This is a genomic window from Sphingobacterium ginsenosidimutans (genome assembly GCF_039536865.1).
Classification (GTDB): domain Bacteria; phylum Bacteroidota; class Bacteroidia; order Sphingobacteriales; family Sphingobacteriaceae; genus Sphingobacterium; species Sphingobacterium detergens.
In genome coordinates this window covers 839,182-856,343 of the sequence record NZ_BAAAZK010000007.1, presented here as the reverse complement: position 1 = coordinate 856,343, position 17,162 = coordinate 839,182, and the positions used below count along the sequence as shown (strand labels likewise).

Sequence of the window (17,162 nt, the reverse complement as noted above, 5' to 3'; positions counted from 1 at the left end):
TTCTCAAAAACTTAATGTGCATTAAGTTTACTACTTAATCTAGATTATTCTTTAAAAGAGCGGCCTTATCTAATTTTATAAGTGAGAAAAATAGGTCGCGAATGTGGCCTATTGAGATTATCAAAGATTATCAAAAAATTAAAAAACAACATTATGGCAAGTTTTCCAATTCGTGATCAAAAGAAAGATCATTTGATTACTCCAGAAAATGCGGCTCTAGTCATTATTGATTATCAGCCAGTACAGGTTAATTCGATTGCCTCCATGGATAGGCAACTCCTTATCAACAATATTGTTGGGTTGGCCAAGATGGCAAAGCTCTATAATCTTCCTATCATCCTCTCCACTGTCAATGTGAAAACTGGTTTGAACTTTGAAACAATTCCCCAATTACGGAAAGAGCTTAAAGGGATACCTTCTTATGATCGTACGACAATAAATGCTTGGGAGGATGTGGAGTTTTTAAAGGCTGTTAAAGAAACAAAACGGTCTAAACTCATTATGACTGCCTTATGGACTGAAGCCTGCCTTTCCTTCCCTTCTTTGGATGCACTACAAGAAGGATTTGAAGTTTATCCGGTTGTTGATGCTGTCGGGGGGACTTCTGTAGCAGCACATGATGCCGCATTGCGCAGAATTGAACAAGCCGGAGGTCAGCCGGTTAGTGTTGCACAACTTTTCTGTGAATTACAAAGAGATTGGGCGAGAGCAGATACCGCCCATGGCTTTATGAATCTTTTTATAGAAACTGGCGGAACTGCAGGTATTCAGTTTTCCTATGACAAAGCGGAATAAAGAATGGGTATAAAAACATTATAATGGTTAACAAGCTATCCCCAGGATAATCTTTATCAGCGATCCTGGGGATAATTGAAAATAGCTCAACGATTCCTGGCATCAATTAACTAACTTTATGTAAAAGAACCTAAAAAAATGAAAAAAGTATCTAGCTATTTGAAGGTGATCGCTTTTTACCTGCTTACATTGCTTATTTTTGTTGGCTCATCTGCGATTACAAAACAGCTTCCTTCATCAGATCTGTTCTCTATAATCGTTGCATCCATCCTTACTTTTGCCTTGGTTTATTGGTTCGTTCGTAATGATAAAAGTACACTTTCCAAAAATGGACTAGGTTATAATAGAAAGAGTCTTATATACTTTACATCAGGATTTGTCATAGGTATGGTTATGGTCTTTATTATGACCGTGATTGTATTCAATTTTAGTAAGGTTACTTTTACCCGATCACAAACTTTCAACCCAAATATTTTTGGTGTATATATTCCTTTGTTTCTTTTTGTGGCTTGTCGTGAAGAGCTTGTCTTTAGAACATATATGCTTTGGAAATTAAAGGCAACTACTGGTTCTTTTATCGCAATGATTATTGTTGTAGTGATTTTCATTATTGAGCACCTTCTTGGAGGGTATACCGTTGTAAACGCACTTATTGGATCGGGATTAGGAGCGATCCTATTTGGATTTGCTACCCTAAGAACAGGAAATATTGCGTTATCAGCGGGGCTTCATTTTGCTTGGAATCTAACACATTGGTTATTTGGCTTCAAGGGGAATACAGGTTTTTTCGTTGAAACAGTTCACAAAGGAACAGAACAGCAGGCTGAAACAGTCGCATTTATAGGCTATGTTGTTGCAATGACAATAGGCATCGGTGTAGTTTATCTATTCTTTAAACCTTTAAAACTGCGATTGGAAAAATAAAGAATCAACTAAAAATTATCAATACTAGGAATACGATAGAGTAGCCTTCATTATTTCAAAAAGATCATTTCACACATCCAAAGCTTCTCCCCTGATCTATATAGCTTGCAACCTAGTCATAATCCAGCATCGGCATCGACTTCCGTATCGGGCTGCTCAAGTCTAAACGAGCTATTCCACCAGATATTCATAATCAGGTGGAACTCTTGAAGGGCAATATGCGTCTGAAACAGGCAGAGAGTCATACATTGATCGAGATCCAGATTCCTTTTTAACAACGATCGGCTAATTAACTTTCTGTTTCAAAGATAATTGTAATAAAAGAAGTTTCTAATGTGAGCGTCAAGGTCAAGAATGAATGCGTTTCGAAAATAAAACATAAAATATGTTATATATCAATATTTTATACCTATACTTGTAACATAATCAGGCTCCGCCTTTGCTTTTCTGAAATCGTCAAAGTTTCACTTTCCGCTCAGTTTTTGCATTTTCAGAAGCTAATTTTGTTGTCAAAATAATAGGTGAAGTACCTTTTTTGAACTTGCATAAACCCAAGCCCATTAAAATACAAAACATCATTTCTTGTGAACAAATAGATTTATCATTGCAGGGATAGCAGTATCTTTTCAATAGGTTTAATAATGAATAATTTAATACTAATATATAATACAATGCAAGAAGGAACAGTAAAATTCTTTAACCAGACAAAAGGTTTCGGTTTTATTACACCAGCTGATGGTGGTGAAGACATTTTCGTACATGTTACCGGTCTAATCAATGAAGTACGTGAAAATGATAGCGTAACATTTGATGTAGAAAACGGAAAAAAGGGCATTAACGCAACTAATGTACGTATCGCTTAATTAAGTAGAATACTCAATCTCGAAGTTGCATGGCGCATCTTCTAAGAAAGTGTAACAGATTACTGTTGCACTTTTTTTTGTTCCTCCCCTTATCAACTAATCGGTTGTTCCTTAGTTCTTTTTAAGCTTAAATCAACATTTCAAGATCCTTTAGTTAGATACGGGAAATTAGGGAGGTGTAATTTTTTTAGGACTATACGCAGATGGAAACGTCTTATTTGGAAAGGAATAGTACAAGATCGAATAAATCGTTGTCTTATGTAATAGAAACAAGACTGGGTTTAAAAAAAACTTTTATATAATGTACTCAAATTCTATAATAAGCGTGAGAAAACCTGCTTCGGTTTTCCTAATTTTATCCTGTAATTAGAAAAGAAGATACTTTCAAGAAAAAATGGAATCATTGGATAAGGATAGGGAATTATTATTAGCCATTTCAACTGGAGACGAAAAAGCATTTGGTCGTTTATATGAAATCTATTATGCCAAACTGATCGTTTTCTTAAAGAAGTTTACCTATGAAGATCCTTCCAAAGCCGAGGATATCCTACAAGAGGCCTTCTTGCGCGTATGGCTATACCGCGATCGTATTCTTGAAATTGACAACTTCCAAGCTTGGCTTTATAAAGTCGTCAGCATGGAGAGTTTAACGTTCTTACGCAAGGAAGTCCATGCCAAAAACAAGGTTTCCCGACTTAAGTTGCAATACGACCAAGAGCTTCTGTCTACTATACATCTGCCCCGCGCAATGGAATTTGATGAGATCAAAAAGATTGTTTATCAAACCGTTGCCAGTATGCCCGATCAGCGTCGAAAAATATATTTACTTAGCCGAGAAGAGCATCTCAATTCCAAAGAGATCGCCAGCCAACTTGCAATTTCGACGAGTACCGTACATAACACAATCAGTACCGCCCTTAAGCAAATCCGGCAAGCTCTTTCGGATCAAGGCTATCCAGTTTCCTTTGGAATTCTATTGTTATTAAAAATATTTTAAAAAAATAATAATCCCCAATAGTAGTCCGTTCAGAAACTACATTCCTATAATCAAAGGGGGAATAGATTGCTTTTTCTTTAAATTTTATTAAACCAATATCATGCACCTAAACCGGATAGACTATCTATTGGAATGTTATTACCTGCAACAATTGACCGAAGCAGAGTGGTCTGAACTGCATCATCTTCTGTTACAGGATGATCAAGAGACGGTCGAACAGGCTTTTATTCGATTGATGGAGAAATATAACACCGATCAGGAGACATTCGCTCCATTGGAGACCAGCCAAATTGAGCGTATCCTAGCCATTGATAAAGTTCCTGAAACCGAAATAATAATGGGTGGTCCTACAGAACATAAATCCAATGTTTTCCAGCTCAGACTTGGGATTGCGGCGGCTGTAGCCTGTATTGTTCTCGTTTGTGGGATCTACTGGTATCAACCCGAATCTAAAAAAACGCCATCTCAACGAACCATTGCGGCAGACTTTGAGCCAGGACATGATGGTGGCATGCTCAGTTTGCCTAACGGAAGAATAATCCAACTTGACAACAGCAGTGACAATAAAAATTCTTTAGCTGTGAGTGCTGGAGTCTCCTTGCAGTATGATAGCGCGCAGGCCGTTTATTCTCTGAGTCAACCTCAGGCCCAAGCGCAAAATATTTATCACACCATTGAAACTCCAAATGGAAGACGCTATCACCTCACGCTGAGTGACTGTACACAGATCTGGTTAAATGCAGGTAGCAAATTGCGCTTTCCAATTGCGTTTAATGGTGCATTACGCGAAGTTTTCCTGACTGGTGAAGCTTATTTTGAAGTCAGTAAAAACCCACAGCTCCCCTTTCTGGTCAATATCAACAACAATGACAGCAAGATTGAAGTCTTGGGAACGCATTTTAACGTTTCCTCCTATCCCGAAGACAATGGTTTTGTGACAACCTTACTGGAAGGTAAGGTTCGTATTTTCAATAAACAGGCTGAATTGATTTTACAACCCGGTGATCGGGCTATTAGTTATGCAGATGGCTCTATACAATTAAAAAATAGGGCGATAAACAAGACTGATGTTGACTGGAAAAATAATTACTTCAGCTTTTCAGATGATAACATCGAATCTGTTATGCTGGAACTGGCGCGATGGTATGATATCAAGGTAGAATATCAGGGACCAAAATCAACGGCCACATTTTCGGGTAAGATAGGTAAAAAACTCAGTTTCACCCAAGTCATGGAAATCATCGGTGGAGCCGATATTAAATTCAGTTTAGATACAACCGCTACAAACCGCAAAGTCGTCATAAAAACGGCTTATTAAACCTACAAACATAAAAGATACTGTTCCCCCTCAAAGGGAACAGTATGAGAATTATAAAACTAAATTTAAAACCAATTTTTAAGTATGAGACACTTTACCCCAATTAAGTGCCCTTTCAAATATGCGGATATGCATTTTTGGAAGCGGAAAGCATCATTGATGCTAACATTCAAATGTGGTGTTGTACTGGCAGGAATGAGCTTGCAGTCGATTGATACACTCGCATTTTCACAATCAGCAACCCACAACAATCAGCGTATTCTTCTAGTGACAGCACTCAAAAAAGTAGAAGGCAAAACCGGGTTGGTATTTTTTTATAGATCTGCAGATATCAAAGATATTTGGGTGGTGGATCCCAATCTGATCAACAAGACCAATGAAGCGGTACTAGAGGAACTTTTTAGTCAGATACCATTCCAGTACACCATAAAAGGTAATACCGTTGCTATCAATAGAATTAACAAATTGAAGCCTATATCAGGTATTGTAAAAGATGCGAAGGGAGATCCTATTGCAGGCGCCAGCGTAACAGTTAAAGGTACGGCTAAAGGTACTTCAACGGGACCTGACGGTGGATTTAGTTTAGAAGTATCCGAAGGAGAAATCCTTTTGATCCGTGCCGTTGGTTATGAAATCCTGGAAGTTCCGGTCGCCAATCTGGCGCAACTAAAGAATATTGTATTGAAACAGCAAACGCAGGTACTCGATGAAATGGTTGTAGTAGGTTATGGTACCCAGAAAAAAGCTGTTGTGTCCGGTGCTATAGCCTCCGTAAAAGGCGAAGAACTGGCCAAGTCTTCCTCTATCAATCTTTCCAATTCCTTTGCTGGCCGTCTGCCTGGTGTGACAGCGATGCAAAATAGTGGTGAGCCGGGCGGTGATGGTTCTACGCTACGTATTCGTGGTATAAACTCCTTGTCTGGAGGCAATAGCAGTCCATTGATTGTCATTGATGGTGTGCCTTCAAGAGCAGGTGGTATCGACCGAATCAATCCAAATGATGTGGAAAGTGTCTCTGTACTGAAAGATGCTTCCGCAGCAATTTATGGCTCGCGCGCGGGTAACGGAGTGATCTTGGTTACAACCAAACAAGGCAAGATGGGTAAACCACGGTTCACCTACGATTTTACCTATGGTCTCCAACGTCCTACACGAACACCCAAGATGGCAAATTCGGCACAGTACACCGATATTATTAATGAAGTAACCAAAGTATATCCCGAAGATCCATCCCAATGGTCAGCGATATGGAAAGCACTTAATACAGGAACAGGTATCTATAAAGGCCCCTCGAAGACTATCGAAGCAACCTATACTCCTGCAGATCGACAAAAGTATATGGATGGATCCGATCCATTACGTTACCCAAATACCGACTGGTTCTCCGCTACAATGAGAGATTGGGCTCCACAACAACGCCATAATCTACAGATCACTGGCGGTACAGAAAATACAAAATACCTTGTTTCGCTGGGTTATTTGGATCAAGATGCTATTTATAAAAATTCGGCGACCTATTATAAACAGTATGACCTTCGGACAAATTTTGAATTTAAGCTAAATGATTACATTACAGCACGGCTGGCCATCACCGGTCGGGAAGAGTCTCGCAATTACCCCACACGCAGTGCCGGAACGATCTTTCGGTTCCTGGTCCGTGGACTCCCCACAAATATCGCTACATGGCCCAATGGTCTCCCTGGTCCAGACCTGGAACAAGGAGCCAATCCTGTCGTTATTACCACAGGTGATACGGGGTACGACCGCAATACCAGAGACTATTTGCAAAACACGGGGTCCATTGATGTTAAGATCCCTGGAGTTAAAGGGTTGAAATTAACGGGAACTGCCTCAATAGACAAGTATTGGGGGCGTAGCAAAAGATGGGAAACACCATGGACACTTTACGACTGGGATAAAATAACTTTCGAGGCCGATGGTGTAACACCCAAGCTTACAGCACGTGTGCCTGCCGGAATAGAACGTAAAGCCCAACTTAGAGAGGCACAGGAAGATCAACTGGCAGTAAACCTTTCGGCTCTTCTATCCTATGACACAAGTCTAAAAGGGGGACACAATATCTCCACTATCGCAGGATTAACACGTGAAAAAGTAACAAATAACGGCTTTTTTGCCAATCGAATGGATTTCCCTTCCGCTCAGGTTGAACAATTAAATTTCGGTGACCGCGAGCGTCAGACAATGGGCAACGAGAATGTTTATGATAGAGCCCGCCTGAGTTATTATGGCCGGTTCAATTACAACTACAACGAAAAGTATCTTATCGAATTCAATTGGCGTGTAGATGGATCTTATGTTTTCCCCGAAGATGGGCGATTCGGGTTCTTCCCTGGAGTTTCTGCTGGCTGGCGTATCTCAGAGGAGAATTTTTTTAAAAATAACGTTTCCTTTGTCAATAACTTAAAACTTCGGGCCTCTTGGGGGCAAATGGGTGCTGAGGCTTATTATGGCGGAAGTTTGCAGGAATATAAATATTTGTCCCTCATGAATACTGGGTCTGGTGTTTTCAATGATAGGGTGTTTCAAACACTCTACGAAAGTGATATTCCAAACCGTTACTTTACATGGGAAGTTGCCAACAATAGCAATATCGGATTGGAAGCATTGTTTTTAAATAACCGATTAAATCTAGAACTTGACTATTTCTATAATAAAAGGACAAGCGTTTTAACAAAAAATCCAGGGCAAATTCCCGAAAGCTCTGGTATTGCTGGTAATCTCCCTATTGCCAACCTTGGTAATCTCATCAATAAAGGCTACGAGTTTAAATTGACTTATACCGATAAAATTGGAGAAGTTACTTATAACGTCGGTGTCAATGGTGGTTATGCGCGCAATAATGTCCAGTACTCCAGTGATGTCGCCAATACGCCGCAACATCAGCGGCAGATTGGAAAGGTGACGGATTCATGGCTCGTTTATTTGTATGACGGCGTATTTAAAGATCAGGCAGCCATTGATGCGAATACAATAGATTACAGTGGACTTGGGCAAAATAAGCTTAGACCGGGTGACATGAAGTTTGTCGACTATAACGGGGATGGAAAAATCACAAGCGATGATAGGGTCCGTCTTAATCAAAATGGTAGTCCCACATTTACTGGCGGCTTTAACTTCGCTGCTCAGTATAAAGGATTTGACATAAGTGTGCTGCTGCAAGGTGCCACAGGAGGACTTCGGAGAATCGCCTCACTTGAGTCTGGCGCTATCGGAAATTACCTCGAATGGTCCTATGAAAACCGATGGAGTATCGACAATCCTAGCGACAAAGATCCCCGATTGACAAACCGATCGGATCAATATTATATGAACGATAATACCTATTGGATTAGGAGTACCAACTATCTGCGGCTCAAAAATGTTGAACTAGGTTACAATTTATCAGACGATTGGTGCAAACGGATCGGTCTCCATTCTGTTCGGCTTTACACGAATGGTATTAACCTTATCACATGGGATAAAATAAAGATATGGGATCCCGAATCAGATAATAGTGCCGGCGCATATTATCCACAATCCAAAATCATCAGTTTTGGTGTCAAAGTCGGTTTATAAACTTTAGTACAACATTAAAAGCATAATTATGAAAACGATTATTAAAAATAAATTCTTTTCTATCCTGATATTGGTGATCTTTCTTTCAACATCCTGTAAAAAAGACTTTCTGAATGTTACTCCCCGCGATCGCTTTCAGGATGAAAAAGTATGGCAGGACTCTGTGCTGGCTGAAAAATTTGTCAGTGATATTTACAATGCATTTGAAACCAGTAATTCTGGTTTTACAGAGCAGATGCAGGCCTCCGCTACCGATGAAGCGATTTGGAATCACTCCGATGCCTTCCGTTTATTGAATATGGGAACTATCACGGGGGCAACACTGGGCTGGGATGGCACATCGAGATGGTGGGAACGGATGTATGTCTACATTCGATTCAGCAATATTGCCATTGAACGCCTTTCCGATGCAAGCAAAAATGGAATCTCCAATCAATATTCAAAAGATAAACTCCTAGCACAGGCTTACTTTATTCGCGCTTATTGTTATCATCAGTTACTCCGTTATTATGGTGGCGTTCCGATCATAACAAGCAGTTACGACTATTCGGAGGATCCCAGCATTTATGAAATCAAACGGAACAGCTATGAAGAATGTGTCAACCTGATTGTCAAAGATTGTGATGAAGCTTCCAGACTACTTGGACGTAAAAAATTGGATAAAGGACGTGTCACAGCCCTCGCCATTTTAGCACTTAAATCCCGAATGCTCCTTTACGCAGCAAGCGATCTACATGACAATGCGAAATTGACAGCAAAAGTTACAGACCTGAGTGATTTAAAAGATAAACTACCTTTATTATGTTATATGAGTGGTTCCCAGCAAGAACGGTATAAATTGGCGCAGGCCGCAGCTAAAGCTGTATTAGATGCTGGAACTGGATATAAACTTAATCTTTCGGATCCAGTATCTGCTGCCGAAGGTCGGGCAAATTATAAAAGCATTGCCATGGGTGGCGGAAGTAAAGCTCCTGGTATCGATCCTGCCGCTGCGACTGATCTTCTTTTTGCACGTTATTTCATCATTGAAAGTAGCTCCTCACAGGGCCTGCATAATGGACCAAATGGCTACCGAAATTGGGGTGGTAACCAGCCCATTGGGTGGTTGGTGGATGATTATGAGATGGCGGACGGTAGCAAATTTAGCTGGAACAATCCCGCACAGAAATCTGCTCCCTATAAAAACAGGGATCCGCGTTTTTATGCTTCCATTCTCTACGATGGTGCAGATTGGAAACCCAGAGACAAATCGGGTTATGGATTTGATCCGGCCAATCAGATCCAAACCGGTTCCTACGATTTGATAATAGATGGGAAATTGACTAAAGTTTCTGGACTTGATACCAAGCAAAGTTCAATAGAACCACATAATGGAACCTGGACAGGTTACTATATTCATAAGTTTATTGATCCAGATCCTGATATTGTCGATGCTCAAGGAAGACAATTTGTACCTTGGCCCTATTTTAGATATACCGAAGCGGTGTTTAACTACATTGAAGCATGTATTGAACTGGGTGAAACGGCGCCAGCCAAAGATTGGTTAAATAAAATTCGATTCCGCGTCGGTATGCCTGCTATTACTGCAACGGATCAAAATACGTTGCGGGAAATATATCGACATGAACGCCGCATAGAAATGGCTTACGAACAACAGCGTTTTTTTGATGCGCGCCGTTGGTTGATTGCCGCCGAAACGCTGGGCCGTAAAGTGACGATCATCCAAGTCAATGGGACATTCAAACCCGGAAAATCACTCTCAGGCACTTATAGATATGATGAAACTATATACGATTATACCTATACACCTCAAGAATTTAATACAAGAGAAGATCGTGCCTGGAAAAATCAGCTTTATTTCTTACCACTTTCACGGGATGAGATCCGAAAGAATCCATTGCTAGTTCAAAATCCTGGCTACATTGAATAAATAGCAAGCTACCTTTCATTACACGGGGCATTTGTCAACCAAATGCCCCGTTTTTTCTTCCTTATCATCGTAATGTTCACTTATTCTACATCCATTACTATTGAAGCAAATAATCACCATCAATCCGAGCATTGTTTGTTGCCTCAGCAGATGGTGCTCTATGTTGTTATAAATTTAATTAGCGATGGAATAATTTGAATAATATTATAGCGATCTAATTATAGATCTTTATACCGTTAGATATTTAGCTTGGCTGCTAGGTTTATCTTGATCATTTCATTAGTTTTGGTAGCGTTTCCCCGTCGGGAAACGCTTTTTTTAAATAGCTTCAATAAACGGCTTAATTAGTCAACCGTTCATCTCATCCCGTTGGTCCATACAAATATTCCATGGATAAATAACCTCATATTCCTTTCATGTGCGCTTCAGTTATCCAAAGACTTAGATCTGGTCTTACATTCTGTGATTTACAAAATGACTGAAAACAGCTAGACAAAATGACCAATATAGGTCATTTTTTTTTTATTCGCTCTGCAGTAGTTTTGTTGAGTCAATATATAAATACAATGACAACGATACCACGAAAAGCATATTTAAATCAACCAATAGTTAGAAAAGATGAAAAAGAAACTAGAAATCACAGAAGATGGAAATGTAAAGAAAACTTATATTCCGCCGAGCATCGCCTTGCAGGTCATTGAGCTTGAACAAGGAATCGCCAGCGGTTCAGCAGCAGTCAATCCTGGAGGGAGCAACGATGCCGTTAAGGAAGAATGGGGAACGGGTACAAACCGGGATGGCGGTTTGGATTGGTAATTTATATTTAATGACAAGATACACGATGAAAAACACAAACAAAAACAGATTTCGCAGCGGTATACAGCTCTATGCCTTACTTCCACTTATACTATTTATATTCTCCAACTGTGCTAAGGATACAAACACGGCTATTTCAAAGGGAACTGCGCCAATAAAAGTTAATATCGTCGGCACTGAATTTAATACAGCGGCAGGCATCGGACTGAAAGCTTCTAATTCAAAAAATACAGCGGCGATCAGCAGTAATCGAACAAGTCAGATTCCTTTCAATAAGGATTTTGATTTAGTGACAGAAGTTTCTGCTGTGGATCCAGCAACTGAACTCATTCTGAAAGCAAAAGCAGCGACAACCAATGGCGCCAAAGCGGTCGCGGAAACAAAGGATCTTTCACCGAATGTCAAATACAAACTTGCGGTTTATGATCAGAGTGGCAATTATGTGACTGAACGTGATTATGTCAGCGGACAGGAAAGCAATGCGCAAGCTTTAAATCTGGATGGTGGCAATACCTACACCTTTGTTGCTTATTCCATTAATAGTGCAAGCGCAATTCCCGCAATAACATTTGCCGATCCCAATAATAAAACATTAGTTGGCTCCCACCTTGCAATTAACGGAAGTGATGATTTTATGTACTTCAAAATGAATATGCAGGTGTCTGGAAATACAGATAACTATGTAGGTATTGTTTTAAAACATCAATTGTGTCAGGTGACGACGATTGTGGATGCTTCACAGACCGGGTATAATATAACAGCAGTATCGGCGATGTACGCGCCCCATAATAGCAGTGCGACCATCAATCTATCGGATGGATCCGCAAGTGGAACAGGAACTGCCGGATCCGTTAATGTTGCTTTCCCGACAGCCATTGACGCATTGATGGTCACTGGTACCCCGACGATCATCAATGCGAATTCTACCGCTGGCACACTTACTGTTGGAGCTATTACTGTTGGACCGCTTTCGGCAACAAATCTAGTGCCTTTTACCGATCTGGTTTTTGAGCCAGGTGTCAAATACGATGTTAAATTCAGCCTTATCCCTAAAGATATCTATTTGGTACACGCGGGGTATTCAGCAGGACGGATAAATGGTCAAATATGGCTACGACACAATCTAGGTGCGAGCGGAGATCCGGATGTACTGGCATCATCCATTGCCGGAAATTACTATCAATTTGGCCGTAAAAACCACGTAGCCACAGGAACCGGGACCGCGACGAATTCCAACTGGAATACCTCTATGGCGGCAGCCAGCGCTTGGAACTCCGGCAGCGAAGCGGCACCTGTTAAGACAACCAATGATCCCTGTCCGACCGGATATCGTGTTCCCACTGAGGCTGAGTTAAGAACTTTAATCAGCAATACTGTATCTAGTCAATCGGGTCCTTGGTCCACTAGCCGTTATGCCTCAGCACTTATATTGACGAGTAAACGAAATAAAAGTGTCAAATTAACAATTCCTGCACAAGGGTATTGGAATTATAAAGGCTTAACAAATCCTCCATTTGATCCCGACGTCCTTTTGAATAGCGGAAATATGGCAATTATTTGGAGCAGCAATGGAAGTGGTGGTGTCACCTATCTAAGATCCAGAACATCAAATCCTACGGCTCACATCGTTGAAACAACAGATAATCGGAATAAAGAGTGGGGATTCAATGTCCGTTGTATAGCCGAATAATAGTTTATCAGGAAGTTCAATTTCATGTAATATATCTTTAATCCCGTTGAGCGGCCCAAATTAATGGATTGGGCCGCTCTTCTCTTTTAAAAGGATTTTATAGTAATCCCATTTTTGTCCCTTCGACAATCAACGATGCCACATTATTGACATTCATTTTTCGAAGCATATTTTTCCTATGATTCTCAACCGTAAATTTACTTAAGAAGAGCTTTTCAGCAATCTGAATGCCCGTTAATCCCTGGGCAAGTAGCTTGAGAACTTCTTTCTCCCGTGTTGTTAACTGCATATTTGTGGACAATAGACTCAATTCGGGCTTGGCCATGATCTGCTGGATACTGCTGCTGAAAACAAGCTGACCTTGAAGTGCTCTATAGATACAGTCTATTAATTCATCTGGAGGAGTATTTTTGAGGATATAACCGCTTGCACCATTTTGCAGCATTTTCATCACAGCACTTTTCTCCGCATGATTGCTCAAACCTACTACGATTATCTGCGGTTTGGACCGTTTAATCTGTAAACAGAGATCAATTCCGTCCATGTCAGGAAGGGAAAGATCTAAAAGGACTAGATCGATTTCAGTTGACCGCATATCTAACAAAAAATGCGTTGCATCAACAAAGCTGCCCACAAGCTGTAAATCACTGTTCTGGGTAATCAGATTTTGGATGCCCTCCGAAATCAACGGATGGTCGTCAACTATTGCGATTCGATATTTCATCTGATAAGTTTAATTCAATATTAAATATGGTACCCTTATAGGTCCCTCCGGAGACAATCTCGATCGACCCATTCATATAGGCGACCCTGGCCTTAATATTTTCCAGTCCCAGCCCTTTGGATCTGTGGTTTTTAGCCGGATTCAGGCCAATGCCATCATCTTCAAAAACTAAGAAAAATGTGTGTTCCATTCTGGAGCATTGAATTAATACATGTCGTGCCTGGGCATGTTTTACGGTATTGGTCAGTAACTCCTGGATAATCCGATAGATTGTCAATTTATCTTGTTCACTGATTGATTCAGCGATTTCCATATAATTGAGATCAATATGTAGGTTGTCTGAGCTGTAATAGGTACAGAGATCGTTTAATGCGGCTTCCAAACCAAGTTTCAGTAGCATTTCGGGCATCATATTATTGGCAATCTGTCTGACTTTATTTGCAGAATGATTCAGTTGTCCTAAAATCTTATTCACAGGGTCCTCCCCGATAGCCCAATTCCTTTCATTAACTAAACCTAAAACACCCATTTTTATCGCTGTTAGGGTACCACCAAGATCATCATGAAGATCTCTTGCCACACGTTTGCGTTCTTCCTCCTGTCCCTGCAACAGCGCTGTTGCTACACTCACTCGTTCCCGTTGCGCCTGTTCTTTCTTATTCTTTTGTAGGTACGTATAAAGTAATAATACCAATGCCGCCAACAAAATCGTCGACATCCCAAGCATACCCATGTAAAATCTGCTCTGGCTCACATCCAACAAGGCTTTTAGATTCGAACTTTCCAGTGCAACAATTTTATTCTTATTTTCCTCGCTTTTAAATTTAATCTCCAGTGCACTTATTTCATTTTCGACTTTAGTATGATACAGACTGTCTTTGAGGTATTCCAATTTCTGAAGATAGTAATAGGCCGAATCGTATTTTTTTTGTAGGAAATAGTTGTCAGCATTGTTTTGATACAACACCAGTTTATTATGGGGAATTAAGGGGGGGGCAGCAAAAGTTTTTGATGTGAGCGCCTGTGCCGCCTGGTGTTTTTTCAGTAGATTTAACGTCCTGACCTGGTAGTAAGTAACTATCTTGACAAGTTCGGGTTGCTTTAATTTTTCCGCCAGCGCCTTAGCTCTTGTTAATGTTTGGAGTGCCAACTCAGGCTGTGAAAGCTTATTATAAAGCATACCTTCATTTAATCCAAATCGCACGCTTAGCATAGTGTTCGGGGGAATAAAGCTCCGAAGTTCTTCCAACAGTAATTTAGCTTTGGCCGCCTGTTTGGAGCGCAATAGATTTTGGCATATACCTAACTTAATGGACAATTGTAGCGGGCCGTTCCTTGGACGGTCTTTTAATTGCTCAAGCGCTTCTTCAAAATATTGTTCCGCTTTTTTATATTGTTCATGTTCCATCAGTAAATGCCCAACGGAGGCATAGCTTTGCGCCAAATAAGGCCTATCCTGTGCTGCTTTTGCCAAAGGAATGATTTTTTTTGTTAGCACGGCTAGCACAGTTTTGTAATCGCCCTTGCGCCTTCTAAAGTCTATGTAATGATTCAGCGCTCTGGCACGCATAGATAGCGCTTCTTTGGAATGAAAAGGAGAAAGTAATTTATCGGCTTGTAAGTACGTTTTTTCTGCCTTGGATGGATCCGTATGTGTTAAAATCTGTGCTTCATAGAAAGCCGCCTTTGCATTGAGGTAGGCATCAGACCCTGCATACTCCTTTCCTCTCCTTAAATATTGCCAGGCCTTATCCGGATCTTCTTTAGCAGATTTATTAGCCATTTGAAAATAGAGCTCTACTTGACTATAGTGAGCTGGAGATTGTTCTAGTGTGTCTTTTTTACTTAAAAAATGATCCTCAGAAATTTGCCCATACCCCCACGTCGGACAGACTAAGCTCTCCAAAAAACAAAACAGTATTGTTTGAATAAGTGGTAGATGGTACATAGGTGGCAATGCACTAAATTGTTACTGTTAATATAACAAAAATGGAGCACTTATCCTAACCTTTTTTTTATTAATTATCTCACAAAAGCTTGATTTCCATAGGATACCTAAACTCCGCTGTTTAAATCGCTATGCTCATTTTCAATAAAATGGGCTTAACCCCTACTTTGCAGTTTTATTATGGTCAAACAGGTAAGTTCCGAAATTATAGGCCACTTGCTTGTCGTCTAATAAGGTAAGTTCCGCCATAAAATCGCCGTTTGGTAAATAGTTGCTAATTTTAAAATGATAGGTTTTAATTTGCGGTAATGTTGTTATGTCGAATGCTGGCTCATCAGGACTTCTGACAGAACTCATTACATATAGCGAAAACTGTACATCTTTTCCACCTATTGAAAGTCGACTACGTCCAAATGTGTCCTTTGGTTCAGAGAAAACAATAGAAACTTCGTTTTTCCTATCGACTCGGTAAATTCCATTTGTCTTCATGGTACGAAGACCAATGCTTGGCGAATACCGGGAGTATGTCATTTGAATACTGTCTTTGTCCAGAAAATGTAAATAGACGTCATTGGAAAAGATAATCCCACCACGTTTATTGAATACACGACTTTTACCGGCATGCCACACTTCCCCTTTCAGATCCGAGCTGTTTACAAACTCGTTTGTGTCGGACCTATTTTGTCCACTACACCGAATAAACGAAACAACCGCGAGCAATATAAAGTATTTTTTCATAGCTAGATGATTTGATTTTTCTTGCTAATGCTAATTTTTTCTAAACAACAAGGCCATGACCACAGTAACAGAAAGTATTGTAGAAAATACAAACAGTATATTGTACAGCCAGGATCCCTGTGGATAGAAGCTATCGTTAGCCAGAAAAAACTTTTGCTGTTCAGGATCATTCGGGTTATAAAACAATAGGTATTCTTTAGCTACCTTTTTTTGAGTAGCTCTGTTTAACAATTCAATCCGCATTTCCTCAAAACGCCGCTGCCCCATAATGGGGAAAAATGAATACAATTTTTCTGCTTTATCTATTTTTTGTGAATACGAACGTCCATTGGTCGTAAACTGATATTCCAAATCGACATATGCGTATTTAGTCTTTCCGCATTGAATGTCAGCTGTAAGGTTTAGGATGGAAGGCGTTACTGCGACCCAGTTGGGATGCGTCAGCACAAATTCTTTCCGCTCCAAATACGGACTTACGGAAAAGATACTAATCACTATACTATAAACAACGATTAACAAAATAACGGATGCGGTGAGCTTGCTCATTTGCATTGTTACACGTTTCCCGTTGACATCATATCGAACCTTCTCGCTACCATCTAGATTGCTTAATTTGCTGACAATCATTTTTGTCAATGGAAAATAGAGCAGAGAAGAACATATCAAGGCATAGAGCAGATAACGGTAACTGTTGATTACAAAAACAAACACAACGATAAAGGCGGCAACCACCAACCATTGAATGCATGTCCAAATTATTTTCATCTATATAAATTTTCGAAATAAAAATAAGGGATTCGACAATATTCATGACCTCCTATTTAAAATCCGTGAATAGAAAAT

At 40.1% G+C, this 17,162-nt stretch carries 14 protein-coding genes; 9 read left to right on the top strand and 5 right to left on the bottom strand.

Going from position 1 to position 17,162, the window contains the following annotated elements; translation table 11 throughout:
- Positions 1 to 153 precede the first annotated feature (153 nt).
- Both ABFX33_RS15850 and ABFX33_RS15845 read left to right on the top strand, forming a co-directional pair.
- A complete protein-coding gene (locus ABFX33_RS15850; protein ID WP_120259192.1) occupies positions 154 to 795 on the top strand; it encodes a hydrolase in 642 nt (213 codons plus the stop codon).
- A 138-nt stretch (positions 796 to 933) separates the two neighbouring features.
- Positions 934 to 1,719, top strand: a complete 786-nt coding sequence (locus ABFX33_RS15845) for a CPBP family intramembrane glutamic endopeptidase (RefSeq protein ID WP_346086827.1) — start codon at positions 934 to 936, stop codon at positions 1,717 to 1,719.
- A 116-nt stretch (positions 1,720 to 1,835) separates the two neighbouring features.
- Here ABFX33_RS15845 and ABFX33_RS15840 read toward each other — a convergent pair whose 3' ends face one another.
- Positions 1,836 to 1,964: a hypothetical protein gene (locus tag ABFX33_RS15840; RefSeq protein WP_257090828.1), complete on the bottom strand. Its 129-nt coding sequence runs from the start codon at positions 1,962 to 1,964 to the stop codon at positions 1,836 to 1,838.
- 426 nt (positions 1,965 to 2,390) lie between these two features.
- Between ABFX33_RS15840 and ABFX33_RS15835 the strand changes: the two genes are divergently transcribed.
- The 7 genes from ABFX33_RS15835 to ABFX33_RS15805 all read left to right on the top strand — a co-directional run bounded on the left by ABFX33_RS15835 (position 2,391) and on the right by ABFX33_RS15805 (position 12,909).
- A complete protein-coding gene (locus tag ABFX33_RS15835; RefSeq protein WP_120259193.1) occupies positions 2,391 to 2,582 on the top strand; it encodes a cold-shock protein in 192 nt (63 codons plus the stop codon).
- Positions 2,583 to 2,976: 394 nt separating this feature from the next.
- Positions 2,977 to 3,579, top strand: coding sequence for an RNA polymerase sigma-70 factor (locus ABFX33_RS15830; protein WP_257090826.1), 603 nt, complete (start codon positions 2,977 to 2,979; stop codon positions 3,577 to 3,579).
- 100 nt (positions 3,580 to 3,679) lie between these two features.
- Positions 3,680 to 4,897: a FecR family protein gene (locus ABFX33_RS15825; RefSeq protein WP_346086826.1), complete on the top strand. Its 1,218-nt coding sequence runs from the start codon at positions 3,680 to 3,682 to the stop codon at positions 4,895 to 4,897.
- Positions 4,898 to 4,981: 84 nt separating this feature from the next.
- On the top strand, positions 4,982 to 8,473 hold the full coding sequence (locus ABFX33_RS15820) for a SusC/RagA family TonB-linked outer membrane protein (protein WP_346086825.1): 3,492 nt from the start codon (positions 4,982 to 4,984) through the stop codon (positions 8,471 to 8,473).
- 28 nt (positions 8,474 to 8,501) lie between these two features.
- A complete protein-coding gene (locus tag ABFX33_RS15815) occupies positions 8,502 to 10,403 on the top strand; it encodes a RagB/SusD family nutrient uptake outer membrane protein (RefSeq protein ID WP_346086824.1) in 1,902 nt (633 codons plus the stop codon).
- A gap of 618 nt (positions 10,404 to 11,021) precedes the next feature.
- Positions 11,022 to 11,219, top strand: coding sequence for a hypothetical protein (locus ABFX33_RS15810; RefSeq protein ID WP_120257535.1), 198 nt, complete (start codon positions 11,022 to 11,024; stop codon positions 11,217 to 11,219).
- A gap of 25 nt (positions 11,220 to 11,244) precedes the next feature.
- A complete protein-coding gene (locus ABFX33_RS15805; protein WP_346086823.1) occupies positions 11,245 to 12,909 on the top strand; it encodes an FISUMP domain-containing protein in 1,665 nt (554 codons plus the stop codon).
- A gap of 97 nt (positions 12,910 to 13,006) precedes the next feature.
- On the opposite strand, the gene ABFX33_RS15800 is transcribed toward ABFX33_RS15805, so the two are convergent.
- The 4 genes from ABFX33_RS15800 to ABFX33_RS15785 all read right to left on the bottom strand — a co-directional run bounded on the left by ABFX33_RS15800 (position 13,007) and on the right by ABFX33_RS15785 (position 17,084).
- The gene (locus ABFX33_RS15800) at positions 13,007 to 13,633 is read right to left on the bottom strand and encodes a response regulator (protein WP_346086822.1); all 627 of its coding nucleotides are present in this window, start codon (positions 13,631 to 13,633) and stop codon (positions 13,007 to 13,009) included.
- The gene (locus ABFX33_RS15795) at positions 13,608 to 15,416 is read right to left on the bottom strand and encodes a tetratricopeptide repeat-containing sensor histidine kinase (protein ID WP_346086821.1); all 1,809 of its coding nucleotides are present in this window, start codon (positions 15,414 to 15,416) and stop codon (positions 13,608 to 13,610) included. Before ABFX33_RS15795 ends, ABFX33_RS15800 begins: the two co-directional genes overlap by 26 nt.
- Before the next feature lie 327 nt (positions 15,417 to 15,743).
- On the bottom strand, positions 15,744 to 16,319 hold the full coding sequence (locus ABFX33_RS15790; protein ID WP_346086820.1) for a hypothetical protein: 576 nt from the start codon (positions 16,317 to 16,319) through the stop codon (positions 15,744 to 15,746).
- Between the two features lie 30 nt (positions 16,320 to 16,349).
- On the bottom strand, positions 16,350 to 17,084 hold the full coding sequence (locus tag ABFX33_RS15785) for a hypothetical protein (protein WP_346086819.1): 735 nt from the start codon (positions 17,082 to 17,084) through the stop codon (positions 16,350 to 16,352).
- Positions 17,085 to 17,162 lie beyond the last annotated feature (78 nt).